The 17,892-nt window shown below is 39.3% G+C and carries 17 protein-coding genes; 8 read left to right on the top strand and 9 right to left on the bottom strand.

Features of this window, described 5'->3' with window-relative positions; all coding sequences use genetic code 11:
• Nucleotides 1–66: 66 nt before the first annotated feature.
• From AN944_RS03875 to AN944_RS03865, 3 genes are all read left to right on the top strand, one after another.
• Entirely contained in the window at nt 67–747 is a 681-nt protein-coding gene (locus AN944_RS03875; protein WP_055023280.1) for an alpha/beta hydrolase, read from the top strand.
• 408 nt (nt 748–1,155) lie between these two features.
• Nucleotides 1,156–2,832 (top strand): bifunctional UDP-sugar hydrolase/5'-nucleotidase UshA, encoded by a 1,677-nt coding sequence (gene ushA, locus AN944_RS03870; protein WP_055023417.1) that lies wholly within the window; start codon nt 1,156–1,158, stop codon nt 2,830–2,832.
• Between the two features lie 325 nt (nt 2,833–3,157).
• Nucleotides 3,158–3,616: an Hsp20 family protein gene (locus AN944_RS03865; protein ID WP_055023279.1), complete on the top strand. Its 459-nt coding sequence runs from the start codon at nt 3,158–3,160 to the stop codon at nt 3,614–3,616.
• 139 nt (nt 3,617–3,755) lie between these two features.
• Here the strand turns inward: AN944_RS03865 and soxR are convergent, their stop codons facing one another.
• The gene (gene soxR, locus AN944_RS03860; RefSeq protein ID WP_055023278.1) at nt 3,756–4,211 is read right to left on the bottom strand and encodes a redox-sensitive transcriptional activator SoxR; all 456 of its coding nucleotides are present in this window, start codon (nt 4,209–4,211) and stop codon (nt 3,756–3,758) included.
• Nucleotides 4,212–4,421: 210 nt separating this feature from the next.
• On the opposite strand from soxR, the gene AN944_RS03855 reads away from it, so the two are divergent.
• The 3 genes from AN944_RS03855 to AN944_RS03845 all read left to right on the top strand — a co-directional run bounded on the left by AN944_RS03855 (nt 4,422) and on the right by AN944_RS03845 (nt 5,509).
• Complete coding sequence (locus AN944_RS03855; protein WP_055023277.1) at nt 4,422–4,613, top strand: hypothetical protein; 192 nt, start codon at nt 4,422–4,424, stop codon at nt 4,611–4,613.
• Between the two features lie 66 nt (nt 4,614–4,679).
• Nucleotides 4,680–5,093, top strand: coding sequence for a VOC family protein (locus AN944_RS03850; protein ID WP_055023276.1), 414 nt, complete (start codon nt 4,680–4,682; stop codon nt 5,091–5,093).
• Nucleotides 5,094–5,113: 20 nt separating this feature from the next.
• Nucleotides 5,114–5,509 (top strand): VOC family protein, encoded by a 396-nt coding sequence (locus AN944_RS03845; RefSeq protein WP_055023275.1) that lies wholly within the window; start codon nt 5,114–5,116, stop codon nt 5,507–5,509.
• A 90-nt stretch (nt 5,510–5,599) separates the two neighbouring features.
• Here AN944_RS03845 and AN944_RS03840 read toward each other — a convergent pair whose 3' ends face one another.
• From AN944_RS03840 to AN944_RS03810, 7 genes are all read right to left on the bottom strand, one after another.
• A complete protein-coding gene (locus tag AN944_RS03840) occupies nt 5,600–7,039 on the bottom strand; it encodes a DEAD/DEAH box helicase (RefSeq protein WP_055023274.1) in 1,440 nt (479 codons plus the stop codon).
• Between the two features lie 185 nt (nt 7,040–7,224).
• Nucleotides 7,225–7,719, bottom strand: a complete 495-nt coding sequence (ilvN, locus tag AN944_RS03835; RefSeq protein ID WP_055023273.1) for an acetolactate synthase small subunit — start codon at nt 7,717–7,719, stop codon at nt 7,225–7,227.
• Entirely contained in the window at nt 7,719–9,437 is a 1,719-nt protein-coding gene (locus tag AN944_RS03830) for an acetolactate synthase 3 large subunit (protein ID WP_055023272.1), read from the bottom strand. Before AN944_RS03830 ends, ilvN begins: the two co-directional genes overlap by 1 nt.
• A 409-nt stretch (nt 9,438–9,846) precedes the next feature.
• Complete coding sequence (locus AN944_RS03825; RefSeq protein ID WP_055023271.1) at nt 9,847–11,484, bottom strand: GGDEF domain-containing protein; 1,638 nt, start codon at nt 11,482–11,484, stop codon at nt 9,847–9,849.
• Nucleotides 11,485–11,487: 3 nt separating this feature from the next.
• Nucleotides 11,488–12,087, bottom strand: a complete 600-nt coding sequence (locus AN944_RS03820; protein ID WP_082419883.1) for a cytochrome P460 family protein — start codon at nt 12,085–12,087, stop codon at nt 11,488–11,490.
• A gap of 6 nt (nt 12,088–12,093) precedes the next feature.
• Nucleotides 12,094–12,744 carry a hypothetical protein gene (locus tag AN944_RS03815; RefSeq protein WP_055023269.1) on the bottom strand — a complete coding sequence of 217 codons (651 nt, stop codon included), beginning with the start codon at nt 12,742–12,744 and terminating at the stop codon, nt 12,094–12,096.
• Complete coding sequence (locus AN944_RS03810) at nt 12,735–13,712, bottom strand: cytochrome-c peroxidase (protein ID WP_160319074.1); 978 nt, start codon at nt 13,710–13,712, stop codon at nt 12,735–12,737. The genes AN944_RS03815 and AN944_RS03810 overlap by 10 nt, the downstream gene beginning before the upstream one ends.
• A 25-nt stretch (nt 13,713–13,737) precedes the next feature.
• On the opposite strand from AN944_RS03810, the gene AN944_RS21610 reads away from it, so the two are divergent.
• Entirely contained in the window at nt 13,738–13,875 is a 138-nt protein-coding gene (locus AN944_RS21610) for a hypothetical protein (RefSeq protein ID WP_156669076.1), read from the top strand.
• Nucleotides 13,876–14,311: 436 nt separating this feature from the next.
• On the opposite strand, the gene AN944_RS03805 is transcribed toward AN944_RS21610, so the two are convergent.
• A complete protein-coding gene (locus AN944_RS03805; RefSeq protein WP_055023416.1) occupies nt 14,312–15,472 on the bottom strand; it encodes a Bcr/CflA family efflux MFS transporter in 1,161 nt (386 codons plus the stop codon).
• A 299-nt stretch (nt 15,473–15,771) separates the two neighbouring features.
• On the opposite strand from AN944_RS03805, the gene AN944_RS03800 reads away from it, so the two are divergent.
• Nucleotides 15,772–17,670 (top strand): choice-of-anchor I family protein, encoded by a 1,899-nt coding sequence (locus AN944_RS03800; RefSeq protein WP_055023267.1) that lies wholly within the window; start codon nt 15,772–15,774, stop codon nt 17,668–17,670.
• Nucleotides 17,671–17,892 lie beyond the last annotated feature (222 nt).

Below are 17,892 nucleotides of genomic sequence, written 5' to 3'. Positions count from 1 at the left end.
GTTTCCGGTTAACGGACTAGATTGTTTAAGTTAAGATAGCCGCTAAAAATTAAAAGGGAATAAATCATGTCGTCTGCAACTACTGCACTTGAACGTATTACTGTTGAACCTACTACTGCAGCCACTGCTTGTGTCATTTGGTTACATGGCTTAGGTGATTCGGGAGCTGGCTTTGCACCAGTGGTGCCTTTATTAGGGTTACCACAAGATCACAGTATTCGATTTGTTTTTCCTCATGCTCCGGAACAACCCGTAACCATTAACGGTGGTTACATCATGCGCTCATGGTATGACATTAAAAGTATGGACTTACATGACCGTGCAGATATTAACGGTGTATTAGCATCAGAAAAATCGGTTAAAGCGCTGATTAATGAACAAATTGAGTCGGGTATTGCTGCTGAAAATATTGTTTTGGCTGGCTTCAGCCAAGGTGGCGTGATGAGTTTATTTACTGGTTTGCGTTTTGAGCATACATTAGCTGGCATTATGGCGCTGTCTTGTTATTTGCCTGCTGGCGAGGCGTTACCTGAAGGTTTACATCCATCAAATAGCCAAACCCCTTTATTACAACACCATGGTGAGCAAGATGAGGTCGTCCCTTTGTTTGCAGGTAAGATGGCCTATGATGCGTTAAATAAAGCCGGTTATGCGTCGACTTGGAAAACGTTCCCTATGCCGCACAGTGTTATTCCTGAACAATTAACTGAAATCGGCCAATGGATCACAGGGCGATTAATTAACTAGTTGTTTCAGTAAAAAGATAATGCCTCTGTTATAGCGGAAGTATCAGTTAGAGTAATAAATAGCGTTAAATAAAAGGCTTAAGTGCAGCGACTTAAATAAGTTGGCTAGCTTAAGCTTTTTTTATTTTTAATGGGTAATAGTCACTTTAATTGTTGTTCTTAAATAAAGATAATCTACTTCAAAATATATAACTAAATATTTGTTATTTAAGGTTTTGATTTAAAAAAACTGACATGAATTGATGGTAATTTGTTATTATATTCTGCGAATTTTGTAATCAATATACGTTTACTGTTAATACCAAGGTTTAAACGATTGCGCTTTATAGTGCTAAAGACCTGACTCTTTACGGATAAAATAATGAAAAAAACGATTCCGACGTTTTTGGCTTCCGCTTTGAAAACCAAAATGAGTAAGACAATACTGCCGTTACTTATTGCCACGAGTGGGTTGGTGGCTTTATCGGGCTGTGAACAACGGCCACAATGTGACGATAACAACTGTACTAAATTTACTGTGCTACATACCAATGATAATCACGGACGCTTTTGGCACAATAAAGCGGGCGAAGCAGGAATGGCTGCGCGATTTACTGTGATTGACGGTATTCGTAAAGAAGTGGCTGCGCAAGGTGGTCATACACTGGTGTTATCAGGCGGTGATATTAACACCGGTGTACCAGAATCTGATTTACAAAAAGCAGTACCTGATTTTATTGGTATGAACATGATTGGTTACGATGCCATGGCCGTTGGTAACCATGAATTTGATAACCCTTTATCTGTTTTAGATGAGCAAGCAAAGCTGGCTAACTTTCCAATGTTAGCGGCAAATATTTATCATAAAGATACTCAAGAGCGTTATTTTGAGCCTTACAAGATGTTTACCTTGGGGGATTTGAATATTGCGGTTGTGGGCCTGACGACAGATGATACCCCCAAGTTGACCAATCCTTTACATACCGAAACGCTGACCTTCACTAATCCTATTGCAGAAATGAAGCAGCTTATTCCACAAATAAAGGCAAATGAAAAAGTCGATCTTGTGTTTGCTGCAACGCACATGGGCCATTATGAAAATGGCGAATTTGGTAGTAATGCACCAGGTGATGTCACTATGGCTCGTGAGCTTGAAGAAGGCATGCTTGATGCGATTATCGGTGGACACTCCCAAAACCCTGTGTGTATGAGTGGTCGCAACAGTGAGTATGATAAACGCTTTATGCCGGGGGACTCATGTCGCCCAGATAAGCAAAATGGCACGTATATAATGCAAGCTCACGAGTGGGGACGTTATGTAGGCCGTGCAGATTTTGAGTACATTAATGACAAACTTTATTTAGTCGATTATCAATTAATTCCTATTAACCTTAAGCGTATGGCTTTTGGTAAAAAGTTAGCTTGGCCAGTTGCTGAGCCAATTGAACGAAATGCGGAAGTTGAAGCTGTGCTTAAACCTTACCAAGATAAAGGCAGTGCTGAACTCGATGTTGTTATTGGTCGCGTAAATGGTTTATTGCAAGGTGAGCGTAAAGTTGTACGTTCTCAGCAAACCAACCTTGGTCGTTTGATTGCAAAAGTGCACAGTGAAAAAGTGCGTGCTGATTTTGGCATTATGAATTCAGGTGGTGTAAGGGCATCCATTCAAGCAGGCGAGGTCGCATATCGTGATGTATTAACGGTACAACCTTTTTCAAATACCATAGGTTTTGCTGAAATGACCGGTGAAAAGCTGGTTAAATACTTATCAAAAGTAGCGTCCAATACGCGCACTAGCGGCGCTTATGCACAGTTTTATGGTATTGATATGACAGTGAAATGTCGTGATCAAGATGTTGAGATCCATAGCATAAACAACAAGCCTTTTGATATTAACGAAACTTATACCTTCTCGATCCCAAGCTTTAGCGCCGCAGGCGGTGATAACTATCCTAAGATTAATATTTTAGAAGCAGGCTACGTGGATGCTATTGAGCTTTATGATTATATTAAGGCGCAACAGCAAATTAATATTGAAGATTATGAGCCAAATGGTGAAGTTAAGTTTGTTCAGTCTAAGAGCAGTTTAGGGTGCAGTATTTATTAATACTCACCTTTAGTTAAGCCACTATTGATGGCTGTAAAGTGACGCTGCAGTACTCAATATAGTTAAAGGCAACCGTAAGGTTGCCTTTTTTTATAAAACAAATTAATTTTTAAGTTGTTGAATATTAATGATTAAGTTTTATTTATAAAATAAAAATGAAATTAATTTATCAAGTTTACTTGAAAACAAAAATAACGTTCTCATATCTAGTTATAAGTTAGGCACGCTCAATAGAGGTACTAACTGCCATTACGCCGCAAGGGTAGTGATAAACGCCAATAATGGCATATTTTTTTCACATATTGCTTTAGACAAGGATATGAACATGCGTAAATTTAATGTAACTCCCGATTTAACTCCTCTATACCGCAGTGCGATTGGTTTTGATCGTTTAGCTAAAATGGCTGAGCACGCTGCAGTGCAAAATGGTAACACTGGTTACCCTCCTTACAACATCGAATTGCTCGGTGAAAACCGTTACCGTATCACGATGGCTGTTGCTGGTTTTAGTATGCAAGAGCTTGATATTACAAGCGAAGGTGACAAGTTATTGGTTAAGGGCAACAAGGTTGCTAACGTCAATGACGAACGAAAATATTTACACCAAGGTATTGCAGAGCGTGGTTTTGAGCGCACTTTCCAGCTTGCAGATCATGTAAATGTTGTTGGCGCAGATTTAGAAAATGGTTTGTTGAATATTGATTTAGTAAGAGAAATACCTGAAGCGTTAAAAGCGCGTAAGATTAAAATCAACACAGCAAACAATACTATTGATAGTGAGTAAACTTCAACAACCTAGCGCATAAGTTTTCCCCTATTGCACTTATGCGCAAGTTTCATCTTCCCTGATTGTTTTGCCCAACAAGAATCTATTTCCTTGTTGGGCTTTTTACGTATAAGTCGAGTTTTAAATTTACAGACTGTTAATCATCATTAAAGGCTTTATCAAGAATGACTGAGCCAACACCGTCAATACCCAAATTGTCTTCAGGGTTGTAAATAGGGCAAGACTTCATAGATAGACAACCACAACCGATACAAGCATTTAGAGAGTCCCTTAAATCGGTCAAATAATGAATCCGTTGAGTTAACTGCTTGTGCCATGACTCAGACAATTTAGCCCAATCATCTTTATTCGGTGTCCGTTCATTGGGTAAATAACTAAATGCATGTTTAATTTCTTGTAAACTCACCCCCATTTTTTGTGCTGCTTTAATCACTGATATCCTTCTAATCACGTCTCGATGGTATCGGCGCTGGTTTCCTTGATTACGTAGGCTTTTAATCAAACCTTTTTTTTCGTAAAAGTGAAGGCTAGATACCCTAACACCACAACGCTTAGCTACTTGACCAACACTTAAATCCATTTCATTGAGCATCTGTTATCCCTTATATCTTTTACAAACTCTTCGCTACTAATTTCATTATTATGTTTAAGGTTCTGAAATTTAAGGTATTAAAAGTGGATTTCAAAAATATATTTCGAAAACTCAAAATATCGCTTTACCTCAACTTAGGTTGAGGTTTTATAGTAGCTTCATCTTATATAGCAAGCAAGTTAGCCCTTATATCAAGACAAGGAGGCAAGCATGATTCAGGTGATAATCAATCAACAAATGATGGATCAAGTTGTAAAAAATAAAGCCAATAAAAGAGCTAATAACAATCAGGTGCTGGATAGAGGTGATAGCTCTGCAGCATTAAAAGCCAATCAACGAGACATTGCTAATGTGATAGCCAAAAGTCGCGTTTTGTTTCACAACACAATGGCACTGAAATAAGCCAAGTAGAACGATGTGAAATAAGCAATTTACACAAACTAATTAATAACATTAAAGGAATAAACTATGCGATTAGAACATTTAAATTTAGTGGTGAATGATTTAACTGAGACGCTGGCTTTTTATCAAGCTGCTTTCCCGCATTGGACTGTTCGTGGTGGCGGTGAGGGCGAATGGCATGGAGTGCAGCGTAAATGGATTCATTTTGGCGATGATAATAACTATTTGTCACTTAACGATAACGGTAAAGGAACAATGAGGCCAATCGAAGGGTACGATCTCGGCCTCGCTCATTTTGCTTATGAGGTGTCAGATCTCGAAGGTTTACGAAACAGAATGGAAAAAGCAGGGTTTGAAATCGCTATCGTTGGTGGAAAAGATGCTAACTACGACAGTGTTTATTATAACGATCCCAACGGTTATGAAGTTGAGTTTGTTCAATATACAACAGATATTCCGAGTGAAAGAAACCAATACTAAGCCGAATAAATGGAGGCATTATGCGATTAAACCAAGTCACTTTACCTGTGAATGATTTGTCGCTTGCTTGCGATTTTTATCTGACGCTGGGCTTTATTCAAATTGTTAGCAGCAATCATTATGCTCGTTTTATGTGTCCAGACGGCGACGCAACATTTTCGCTTTTTAAGCAAGATAAACCACAGTTAGTGGATGATGCGGTAAATTCCAGTGTCATTTACTTTGAGCATGAAGCGTTAGATGAATGGGTTAATGATTTATTGACGAAAGGGGTTGAGTTTTATCAGCTACCTGTGGATGCCGGCTATTTATGGCGCGAAGCGATTTTATTTGACCCATCTGGTAATAAAATTAAATTGTATTGGGCTGGAGAAAATCGGCTTAACCCGCCATGGCGAGTTAATATAAAAAAGTAGTCTGAGTGCTGCTTTAATCGCAACAACTAAAAAGCCTGCGAAATATAACGCAGGCTTTATCGTATTGACACCACTATACAAACGAAGTGCTTATTGCTTCCAAGGGTTAACTGCGCCAGTGCCATTTGGGACTGAAGATGTAGGTGCTGAGTCAACTCTTGTCTGTTTACGAGCATTACTTTTTGAATTCTCGTAGGGTTTTTTATTGTCTTCTTGGTTAAATTTCTTTGCTTTATTTTTATTGTAATGATTGTTCTTGGGCTTATCTGATTTACCCCGTGATAAGCGTGGTTTGTCATCCTCTGTTTTTGCCCCAGCGTTTGCTGACTTAGGTTTGGAAGAGTTTGGCATTTTAGGGTTTTTAGGGACAAAATCTAAAATTGAAATAGGCACTTCTTTACGAGGTGCAAAGCCGTCTACTTCTTTACGCTCGATGATATGGCCTAAACGACGTTCAATAGCGCATAAATTTTTAAAGTCATCCTTTGAGACTAAAGAAACAGCCAAGCCTTTTGCGCCAGCACGTCCCGTACGACCAATGCGATGAACATAGTCGTCAGCAGGAAATGGCAGGTCGTAGTTAATCACTAACGGTAGTTCATCAATATCAATGCCTCGAGATGCGACCCCCGTTGCGATTAAATAGCTGATTTTGCCAGCTTTAAAGTCCGCTAAAATTTGTTCTCGGATTGGCTGGCTACGACCGCTATGGAATGATTCAGCAATAATGCCACGCTTTTCGAGTTGAGTGACAAGCTTTGCTGCACCATGTTTAGTTTCGATAAAAATTAAGGCTTGTTGCCAATCATTTTCTTTAATTAAATGGCTTAACAATGCTGATTTTTTATCTTTATCAACCGTGGTTAACCATTGCTCGATTTTTGGCTGTGCATCTGTGTCAGCTTCGACTGATATTTGCACTGGTTTTTTCATCGCTGATTTCGCTAAAGCGCGTACTTGATTAGAAAGCGTTGCCGAAAACAACATATTTTGGCGGTCATCAGGTAAAAGTTCGATAATGCGGTTAATATCTTCAATAAAGCCCATATCAAGCATTCTGTCGGCTTCATCTAGGACTAAAACTTCTAACTCATCAAAATTAACAGCACGTTGGGTATACATATCAAGTAAACGGCCTGGAGTGGCGACTAAGATGTCGATGCCTTCAATTAAACGCTGCTTTTGTTGTTTACTGTCTACGCCACCATACATCACCATCGAATTGATGGATAAATTTTGACTGTACAGTTTGATATTTTGCTCAACTTGCACAACAAGTTCACGCGTTGGGGCCAGTACCAAAGCTTTAACTCGTTTCCCTCGTACTTTTTGACCCGCTTTAAAGCGCTCTAAAATGGGTAAAATAAAACTAGCGGTTTTACCTGTGCCTGTTTGCGCTGCAGCAATGATATTCTTACCCGATAGAGCAACAGGAATGGCTTTAGCTTGAATAGGACTAGGCTCGGTATAGCCTAATTTATTCAACGCACTAGTGATTGGATCGCTTAATCCCAGTTTTGCAAATGGCATGTATTTTCTCGGGTAATGTTCAACAGTTAACTGTCGCAACAGTGACTTTATGACTGCTGCACTAAAGAATAGACGGTAAGTATACCAGAGTGCGAAAAACTTAGGCTAGTGAAGTGAGGTCAGTGTAAAAATAGGTGTAATAAAAAAGGAGCACTAGGCTCCTTTGGTTTTTGGGCTAATGCCAATTAAGCTTTCATGGCCTTATCACCGCGTGCCAGACCCACAACGCCTGAGCGTGAAACTTCAATGACTTTAGTGACTTCGGCAAGTGCACTGATAAAAGCATCAATTTTCTCACTGGTACCCGCCATTTGAATGGTATATAAGCTTGAAGTTACATCAACAATCTGTCCGCGGAAGATATCAGCTGTGCGTTTCACTTCTTCACGCAGCTCACCTTGTGCTTTGACTTTGACTAATGCTAACTCACGTTCAATATGCGCATTTTCAGTAATGTTGGATACTTTTAATATATCAATGAGCTTATGCAGTTGTTTTTCAATTTGCTCATGAACATTGGCTTCGGCATTGACTGTGATATTCAATCTAGAAAGTGTGGTGTCCTCTGTCGGCGCCACGGTTAAACTTTCAATGTTGTAGCCACGTTGAGAGAATAAGCCAACCACACGAGACAATGCACCTGGTTGGTTTTCAAGTAATACAGAAATAATACGACGCATTAGCTTCTCTCCGTTTTGCTTAACCACATATCTTTCATTGATTCACCACGAATTAGCATTGGGTAAACGTGCTCTGTTTCGTCGACACTGATATCAACAAACACAAGTTTGTCTTTCATTGCGAGTGCTTCAGCTAATTTTGATTCAAGCTCATTTGGATCGCTAATAGTCATACCTACATGACCATAGGCTTCTGCAATCTTGGCGAAGTTAGGCACTGAGTCCATGTATGAATGTGAATGACGGCCTGAATAAATCATATCTTGCCATTGTTTCACCATACCTAAAAAGCGGTTATTTAGGTTGATGATTTTTACGGGTGTATCGTATTGAAGTGCTGTTGAAAGCTCTTGAATGTTCATTTGGATTGAGCCATCACCAGTGACACAAACTACGGTTTCATCTGGCATCGCCATTTTAACGCCCATAGCAGCAGGTAAACCAAAGCCCATGGTGCCTAGACCACCTGAGTTAATCCAACGACGTGGTTTATCAAATGGATAGTAGAGTGCCGCAAACATTTGATGCTGGCCGACATCTGATGTGACGTAAGCATCGCCATCAGTTAATTTATGTAATGTTTCAATGACCTGTTGAGGCTTAATTCTATCTGATGACTTGTCGTAAGCTAAGCTATCTCGTTGACGCCACTGATTGATTTCTTCCCACCATTGGTTAATGGCTTCTTCGTCATTAGATTTTTGTGTTTCATCAAGTAGGTTGAGCATACTGTCGAGAATGTTTTCAGCAGAACCAACAATGGGAATATCGACACGCACCGTTTTAGAAATCGATGATGGATCGATATCAATATGTAAGATTTTTGCGTTAGGGCAATACTTTTCAACGTTATTGGTTGTCCGATCATCAAAACGAACCCCAATGCCAAATATTAAGTCACTATTATGCATCGCCATGTTTGCTTCATAACGACCATGCATCCCTAACATGCCTAAACATTGTGAGTGAGTTCCAGGAAATGCGCCTAATCCCATTAAGGTATTAATAACAGGAATATTGAGGCGTTCAGCAAGTTGTAGAATTTGCTTGTCGCACTCAGAGATAATTGCGCCGCCGCCAACATATAATACGGGTTTTTTAGCCGCGAGAAGGGCGTGTAAGCCTCGGCGGATCTGGCCTTTATGCCCTGCGGTTGTTGGGCTGTAAGAGCGCATGTTTATGCTTTCTGGATAAACATAGTCATGTAAAATTTCAGGATTTAAGCAGTCTTTTGGTAAATCGACCACCACAGGACCTGGTCGACCTGTTGAGGCTATATAAAAGGCTTTTTTAATGATCTCAGGGATTTCCTGAGGATCTTTCACTAAAAAGCTGTGTTTAACGATTGGGCGTGAGATACCAATCATGTCACATTCTTGGAATGCATCATTACCAATCAAGTTGCTATGAACTTGACCAGATAATACCACCATTGGAATGGAGTCCATGTAGGCAGTAGCGATTCCGGTAATGGCATTAGTTGCCCCCGGACCAGATGTTACAAGAACAACACCAACATCACCCGTGGCACGGGCATAACCATCAGCCATGTGTACAGCGGCTTGTTCGTGTCTTACAAGGATGTGTTCGACACCTGCAATTTCATGCAGTGCATCGTAGATATCGAGAACTGAGCCACCAGGGTAGCCAAAGATGTGTTTTACGCCTTCATCGATTAACGAGCGCACAATCATACTTGCGCCGGATAATTTTTCCATTGCTAAATCCTCTTAAGTTACCGTTGTGGGTAAACAGTATCTTGTTACAACGACGGTAATCGTTCTAAAAGTGAAGTTTGAACGGTAATTCAAACTCGTTTATCTCAGTGGTCAATAACCACATTAGATAATGGACTTATTTAAGGTTGAAACTTTTCTAAGATTCAATGAAATAAGATAATTTCATCATATTTATTTTTGGCGTTGATACAAGAGGATTTTAAAAATAGTTTGCTAAACTTGAGTGAAATTCATGATTATTTAATAAAATTGATTTTTTAGTCATATTAACGAGGTATAACCTCAATAAATTACATTTTATTGAATAGTGCCAGAAGAGGTAACCTCGACTAGAACCGTTGACGTAAGCAAATTCGTTCGTTGAAGCTTAACATCATAAGAGCAGGCTTTATTTAAATTGTGCGTATTGGTTTTTGCCATTCTCTTTAGCGTGGTACATGGCCGTATCAGCTTGTTTAATGATTGCTTCCATCCTAAATTTAACTTTTTTGTGTAATGGCAGTTGCGGATGTCTAGAATATGAAAAACCAATACTGGCACTGACGTTTAATACTTGTTCTTTATAATGGTAAGGTTGACTGATTGTTTTGCATAAGTTTTCAGAGATTTTCTCAATACTATTAATATGATTAATGTCATTAAGTAACACAGCGAATTCATCACCACCAAGGCGACAAACAATGTCTGAATTACGCACCACATTTTTCATTCTTTTTGCAACTTCAATTAAAATAAAGTCACCCGCATCATGGCCAACATTGTCGTTTACGGCTTTAAAACCATCAAGGTCGATATACAGTAAACCAAAAAAGTAACTGTTTATTTCAAGGTTATTTTCTCTTTTTGAGCGGCGTTTAGAACGGGTTTCTTGATCTAAAAACATTTTAAATAATCGATCATCAAAAAATGCCCGATTGGCCAGTTTTGTTAAAGTATCATGGTGCGCTTTATGGAACAGTTTACGCTCGCTTTCTTTATGAATTAAGATATCACTCAATAAGCGTTTATTTTTAAAAGATAAGAATATCACCAAAAGTGCAATCGCTAACGCGACTTGTATTGAGAAACGAATAGTATTTTCCGCTTCACTAATTTGCTTCGACAAGGCGAGGTTACTTTCATGTATTCGACGTTGTTGCTTGGTGACGAGAACCTCTAATTCTTTTGTGAGCTCTTTGAGTGTTGGTGTGATGTTCTGCTTCATTAATTGACGATCAGCTCGCCAATTATTGCCTGCATGAATGTTAATTGCTTGAACAAGCGCAGCCTGATACGCCGCGGTATTTGCTTCGAATTCATCCAATAGGTCGAGTTGATCGTCATCCATTTCATAGCGACGTATTTCTAATGCTTCAAATGACTGATTAACGCCTGTTTTAAATAGCGCAATTTCATCTATGGTTGGCAATTGCCTAAAGGCAAGGTAGTTTCTGACTTCACTGACGAGCATTATCCAGTTATACCTAAGGTCTTCAATCAAAGGTAAGATGCTTTGCTGTTCATTAATTGCAGTTGCCAGTAATAAGTCATTAACGATCTGATTCATATTGATGGCAATAGGCTCAAGTTTTGACGATGCAATCCCAATTGCAGGCATATTTTTATTGTTATTTTGAGCTAACTCTAGCATTGATATATTATGAGTTATGATTTTGTCTACTAACTGCCTAATTCGTAATAGTTGTTCAGAATCATCCAGTTCGGGATTTAAGTTTGTTAAGTTAACCAGTTCAGTTAATGTGGAATTGATGTCATTTACCTTTTCCCTATATAGGTTCATGTTGTAATCATCTTTCTCAATGAGGTAATTCCCTAATACACTCAAGCTATGGTAAAAATGCGAGGTTAATTGCATTGCGCTGAGCATTTTAGGTTGATATTGCGATGTGACCTTGGTGAGTCTTTCTTGGGTTGAAGAAAAACTCACAAGTGAAACTAACGTGATAGAAAGTAGCACTAAGACAAGAACAATTGTGGCTGCTATGGCTTTTTGTTTGAGACTAAATCGAGTTAACATATTCATCATGGGTTAGTTTGTGCCACTGTAAAAATTTGAAAATATAAAGTCTCTATCTGCAACGTTTTGGTGACAACCAGCACATTGTTGCTTCACCGTTTTATCTTTACGGCTCCCCTTGAGCATTTGTTGCCCATTGACTGAAAATTGCATGTACTCCCAGTTTCCCCCTTCAGCGTCGTATCCTTGGGGGTGCTTAACCATTACTGTGATAGATTTGGGATCCGCAGGTTTGCCATTAAGCATTTGATAATTTTCTTTAATAAAAATGGTGCCAACCGGATAAGTGAAATACTCAGGCTGGTTATCTTCATCTTCTGGGTCGTCAAACCAGGCACTGAATTCTAGAAAGTTATTGCGATAAGCACGTTCTCCATGATTAGTGTAAATCACTACGAACTGTTCCCAATGCAAACCTGAGTGTTCAAAACCTGTCAGTCTACGCCATTGCTGTTGATAATTTTCTGAATCAGGAATGAGTTGGTGATCGAAGTTAAATATATCGACTTGATAAGCTTGAGTGTTGGCTATTTCAGTTTGTGAAGCGACCCAAGTAGAAGTGGTAAGCGCCAACAATATTAGGGAAACCTTTATAAATTGATATGATTTCATGGCGGCCTACTTTTGATTAATGGTAAGAAGACCACGGACTTTACCTTTTTTGGTAATCTCAGCTGTCCAAATAGAACCTGATGTTAACTCGACGGTAAGTAAGTCATATTTGGGAATGCTAAAGACGACTTTGTTTGAGTCTGCTGGCACATTTTTGATGCTAAAGGTATATTCTTGTGTCCCTTTTTGAAATTCAAGAATTTGATGAAAGGGCGTATCTATTGCTGCTAGGTAAGTTCTCATTTTAGGGTGAATTTTACAGCCAACTCTCACGATACTGTTTTTATCCCAATCGACTTTTATTTTCTTTTCTCCTCCAGGCGACATTAATCCAACATCAAATTTTGCGGATTGACTTGTGTCATTGGCAAATACGTTGTGTTCAACATCATCTGAATTTTTAAAGGTCACTAGGTTACCCGCATTAACAACAGCCATCTTGCTAGTGAATTGTTTATCAACTTGATCGATTACCGGCGCATATTGGTCTGATTGGCTTGATGGCACATACACAATTCCAACCATTGGCGGCTTTTTTATAAATGATATTGTGCCAGTAATTTCAGTCGCGAAAGCGGCTGGCAAGGCAAGCATATTGGCGAGTAGAATAGTTAACAAGCATTTCGTCTTTGCCGTTTTTGAAGGGTTCATTTCCATATGTTTTCTCCCTTATGCATCTCATTGGGTGATATCTGAGCCTGTGTCATGCTTGGCGGACGCGCGATAAGAACTGGATCAGTTAAGGCTGATAAAAAAGCAATTAAGTCACGAATTTCTGATTGAGACAGATTTAATGGTTCCATTAGCTTGTCTTTATTTGGACCAGAGCCGCCGCCATCATTATAAAAAGTCATTACGGACTCTAAATCAGGCAACGATCCATCATGCATATAAGGCGCGGTTAAGGTGATATTGCGAAGAGTCGGTGTTTTAAATCGGTATGCCAGAGAGTTATCTTTAATGACATTGGCTCTGCCTTTATCCTCAAATGCAATACCTAAACTATGAAAACTGTCGTCGGTAAAATTTGCACCGTCATGACACTCAATACATTTCGCTTTTCCTTCAAATAAAGCTAATCCGTTTTTTGCTTGAGGACTTAGTGCGTTTTCTGCTCCCGCGAGGTATTCATCAAATGGAGAGTTGTTGGTAATGATGTCGCGCATAAACGCCGCTAAAGCTTGGCTAATCAAATGAGGAGTGATGTCAGTTTGCTGGTAAACTTGTTTAAATTTTGATTGATAGAATTGGCTCTCAGCGATTCTTTTTAATAAAACTTTCTCTGATAAATTCATTTCTGAAGGGTTATAAATTGGCATAAGCACTTGATGTTCAAGTGATGATGCTCGTCCATCCCAAAATAGGCTGCTTGACCAAGCTAAATTGTATAAGGGAGGGGTGTGTCGCGTTAATGGTTTGCCGTCATGACCTGCACTTAATTTTAATCCGTCACCAAATCCGTTATCTGGGTTATGGCAGGTTGCACATGAAATGGTGTGGTTTCCCGATAACTGTGGGTCAAAGAAAAGGTACTTGCCAAGCGTGATCTCTTCGGCACTTGGAGGCATATCGACTGGGTATTCAATATCATCAATATCTGGTGTTGATAAAGGCTCAGCGATCACGCTAGCACTCGTCAGCATGGACAGTGTGATTAAACAAATTGTTGAAGCTGACAAACGTCTTTCAAGCCTATCAGTTAATAGCCGTTTTAGTACCGAATGTATGATGGTTATTACTCCGTTAATGTCATCATGGGCTGACGTGCTTACTTTGTGTCATCCTTAAATGTTATTAGCAGCTCTGCACTAGCGTTCGCACTTCAATGTCACTATGAAATGACTGTCATTTTGACAATAGCGTGATCCATTCTATGGTGTGCAATTCACTGCCGTTTCTTGTTCATTCATTAACATATCAATAGTCAGTCTAGTAGAGTTCTGTGAATTAGCTAAAGATATGATATTTTTTTTTACTTCAAGACAAATCTCGATATTTTAGTGCTTTAGGCTCGATTTGAATGACGAATACATGGCAGATGACAGGCAAATGACGGGGTAAAACATGATGGTTTTGTAAGGCCAATTAGGGAAATGACTTCCTCTACAGTTCCAATGAAACTAGAGGAAGTTAATTGAAGCGTATGATTGTTTAGCGAGTCTCAGTATGAGCTAACGTTTTATTCTTGGTCGTTAGCTTATTAACTGTCGTTTTCGTAAGTCGCTTATGGGTTATAAGGTTGCGTGCGTTGATATAGCAAACAGGCCATGACCATCACCACTGAAATCAGCATCAATGCAGAGAATGGAACAGCGGTGCCAGTATAAAAGAACGCAAGTAAAGGACCAGCTAAAGAGCCAAACCCAAAACGTAATGTTCCAATAACCGCAGTGGCGGTACCCGTTTCTTTTTTAAACTTCATCAATACAATGGCATCAGCATTGACAGACATGATACCTAAACAGCCCATTAAAGGGATCAGCATTGCAACAGTGTAGTGATAACTTAAATCGACAATATTGACGATTAATAATCCTGTGGCAGCTAATGAGCCAAAAACTGTTGCCACAAATAACATACGGCTTGAACCATATCGAGTTACGATTCTAGAATTGATTATATTTGCCAGCATGAGTGCACCGACGTTGGTACTAAATAAAACAGCAAATAAGGTTTTATCGAGTCCGAATACTTCCATATAAATAAATGGTGAAGCTGTTAAATAACAAAAAAACGCAAATGAGGTTAATACACCACATGTGATGTTTACTTTGACGCCTTGGCGAGTTAATACGGTTTTATAGGCAGCAAAGAAAGATTGCTTACTTCGTGTATCAGCCGCTTTATCACTGGGCATTTTTAGCTTGAACAAGACAATCAGTAGCAAGGCAATTGCATAGCAACTTTGACTGAGAAAAATTAACGGCCATTCACCCAGCTCCAGTATCAAGCTACCTAAAGAGGGAGCTAATAATGGTGCGAGCATCATGATTAAGCTGACGTATGACATCCCTTTAGCGGTGTTATCACCATATACCTCTTTGATATAACCCGGAACCACCACTGTGGCAGCTGCGCCAATAAATGCTTGCACAAAACGCAATGCTAAAAACACTTCGATTGAGCTACATATTGAAATAAAGAAGCTGATAACGGTAAATCCGCTGAGACCAAAAATGACTAGTGGTCTGCGGCCAAAACGATCAGCAAGCGGGCCGAATGTAAGCATGCCTAATGCATACCCAGCAAGATAGATACTCAATGACTGCTGCACAGTGGTAACGTGCGTTGAGTACGTTTGAGCGATATTCGACATGGCAGGTAGATACATGTCGATAGCGAGTGGCGTAATGGCCACAATGGCAGCAAGCATTGGAATTAGCATTGCTAAATTCGGCACATTTGGCGGAGTAGTATTGTGATGCGTGTTTAAAGACTGGCTCACTCTAACCTCAGTTTATTGAAAGAATAGGGAAATATGAAGTAGATGAAGAATTAAGTGTTTAAATTTTATCATGAGAACTTGCTAATAGAGCGAAATAATTTTTATGAACTTGTATCAATTTATTTACTGGTTAACCCAAGTTTTTTGTCACAATACCTTAACAGTCTCGTCGTTTGATTGTCATTGAGTTTGCGTAGCTTACTTGAAATTTTTATAACAAGTACGCAACAGGAACAAACATGAAAACAGCAGTTTTACCTTTAGTCGCAATGATGTCTGTAATGACTTTATCAGGGTGTGATGGCGATGATGGCAGTAATGGACAGGACGGCAGTAATGGAATCAATGGTCAAAGTTCATTATTACTAGCAAGTGAGCTACTGACTGGACATGCACAATGTCCTTTTGGCGGACAACAAATTGAGACTGGCTTGGATGTCAACGGTAATGGAATACTGGACATTGACGAAATTGATTCTTCACAAACTCAAATCATGTGTCATGAGCAACAAGGTGCATTATCAGCAGAGTTAGTTGGACGTTATCAGTCTGGTATTTTTGGACAAAGTGCTGCTGAAATTGTCGATTACCATACACAAAGTAGACTTGTTTTTGTGGTTAATGCACATAGCGGCCTGGTTGATGCGTTAGATATTTCAGTGCTATCTACAGAAGGTGATAACACTGTAATGACAGCTGATGATATAGCAGCGACTAATTTAGATAATCTAACTAAGGTGTTTAGTTTAGATGTGGCTACCGATGCCGAAATAACAGGCTTAGGTAATGTAAATAGCATCAGTATATATGACGACTTGTTAGCTGTTGCAGTTGAAAGGGCCGATGAGTTAGGGAATGCGACTCAAGGCAATGGCGTTATAGCCTTTTATCGATTATCAGCAACAGGTGAAGCAAGTTATATTAAAGCGGTTACCGTTGGTGCTTTGCCAGACAACCTTGTATTTAGTCATGACGGCGCTCTCGTCATCGTAGCGAACGAAGGTGAGCCCAATAGTGATTATAGTGTTGATCCACAAGGTTCAGTTGCCGTGATTACAATAGCTGATAATAGTCCTGCTGATATTTCGACAATCATTGATTTTAATGACTTTGATGCTGGTGGTACGCGCCATGATGAAATGAGCGACTTGATTAAGTTAAATGGTCCCGGCGCTTCGGTATCACAAGATCTTGAGCCTGAATATATTGCTGTTTCATTAGATAATAAATATGCCTATGTTAGCTTGCAGGAAAATAATGCCATTGCGGTGATTAATTTGACTGATAATACTGTTGAGCAGATTAATGCCCTAGGTCTTAAGCATTATGGTGATGTAGGAAATGAAATTGATGCAAGTGATAAAGATGATGCTATCAATATCCAAGCTTATGAAGGTGTTTATGGTATGTATCAACCAGATACGATCGCTTCTTATCAATGGAATGAACAAACATTTGTGGTCAGTGCTAATGAAGGAGATGCCCGTGATTATGATGGCTTTTCTGAAGAGGCACGAGCGGAAGATTTACTCTTAGATGCTAATCATCCTCAAGTCGCTGCAGCTCAAGATAAAACGCAATTGGGCCGACTAAAGGTGACAACGACAATGGGGGATGATGATGGCGATGGAGATATGGATAGAATCGTTTCTTATGGTGCTCGTTCATTTTCTATTTGGACTCATGATGGTCAATTAGTCTTTGATAGTGGTAGTCAATTTGAGCGTATTACCGCTGCAATTTTAGCTGACAACTTCAATAATCATAATGAAGAAAGTAAAGGTGACAGCCGAAGCGATGATAAAGGACCTGAGCCAGAAGCATTAGCTATTGGTCAAATTGCAGGTAAACAATATGCATTTATCGGCCTTGAGCGTACGTCTGGTTTTATGATTTACGATATCAGTAACCCTTTTGATGTTCGATTTGTCGATTATGTTGTTAATCGTGATTTTGACATTGAATTTGAAATAGACGGCAGCGACATTTCTGGTCAACCAGAATTAGCAGGCGATCTTGGTCCTGAAGGAATGAAATTTGTTAGCCCAGAAAACAGTCCAAATGGTTTGCCATTATTGATAGTTGGCAATGAAGTAAGCGGAACGACGAGTGTTTATCAACTATCTTTTTCGCAATAAGTATCTAAAAGCATTGGTATTAAAGTCGTTAACGACTATGCCGTAATTGAGGCGTCCATTAGGTTACTCAAAGGCCAATATTGATTTATTGGCCTTTTTACGTTTCAACTTAGTAAATCTTGTCCTTTTAGGTCGCTAACACACTAATCGAAAACAATAATTATGTTTCTCTACTGATAAAGATGATTTTTTTCTGATTCAGATCATGTATTCTGTCATTGT

It is taken from the genome of Shewanella sp. P1-14-1 (assembly GCF_001401775.1).
Lineage (GTDB): Bacteria > Pseudomonadota > Gammaproteobacteria > Enterobacterales > Shewanellaceae > Shewanella > Shewanella japonica.
This window is presented reverse-complemented; position numbering and strand designations above follow the sequence as displayed.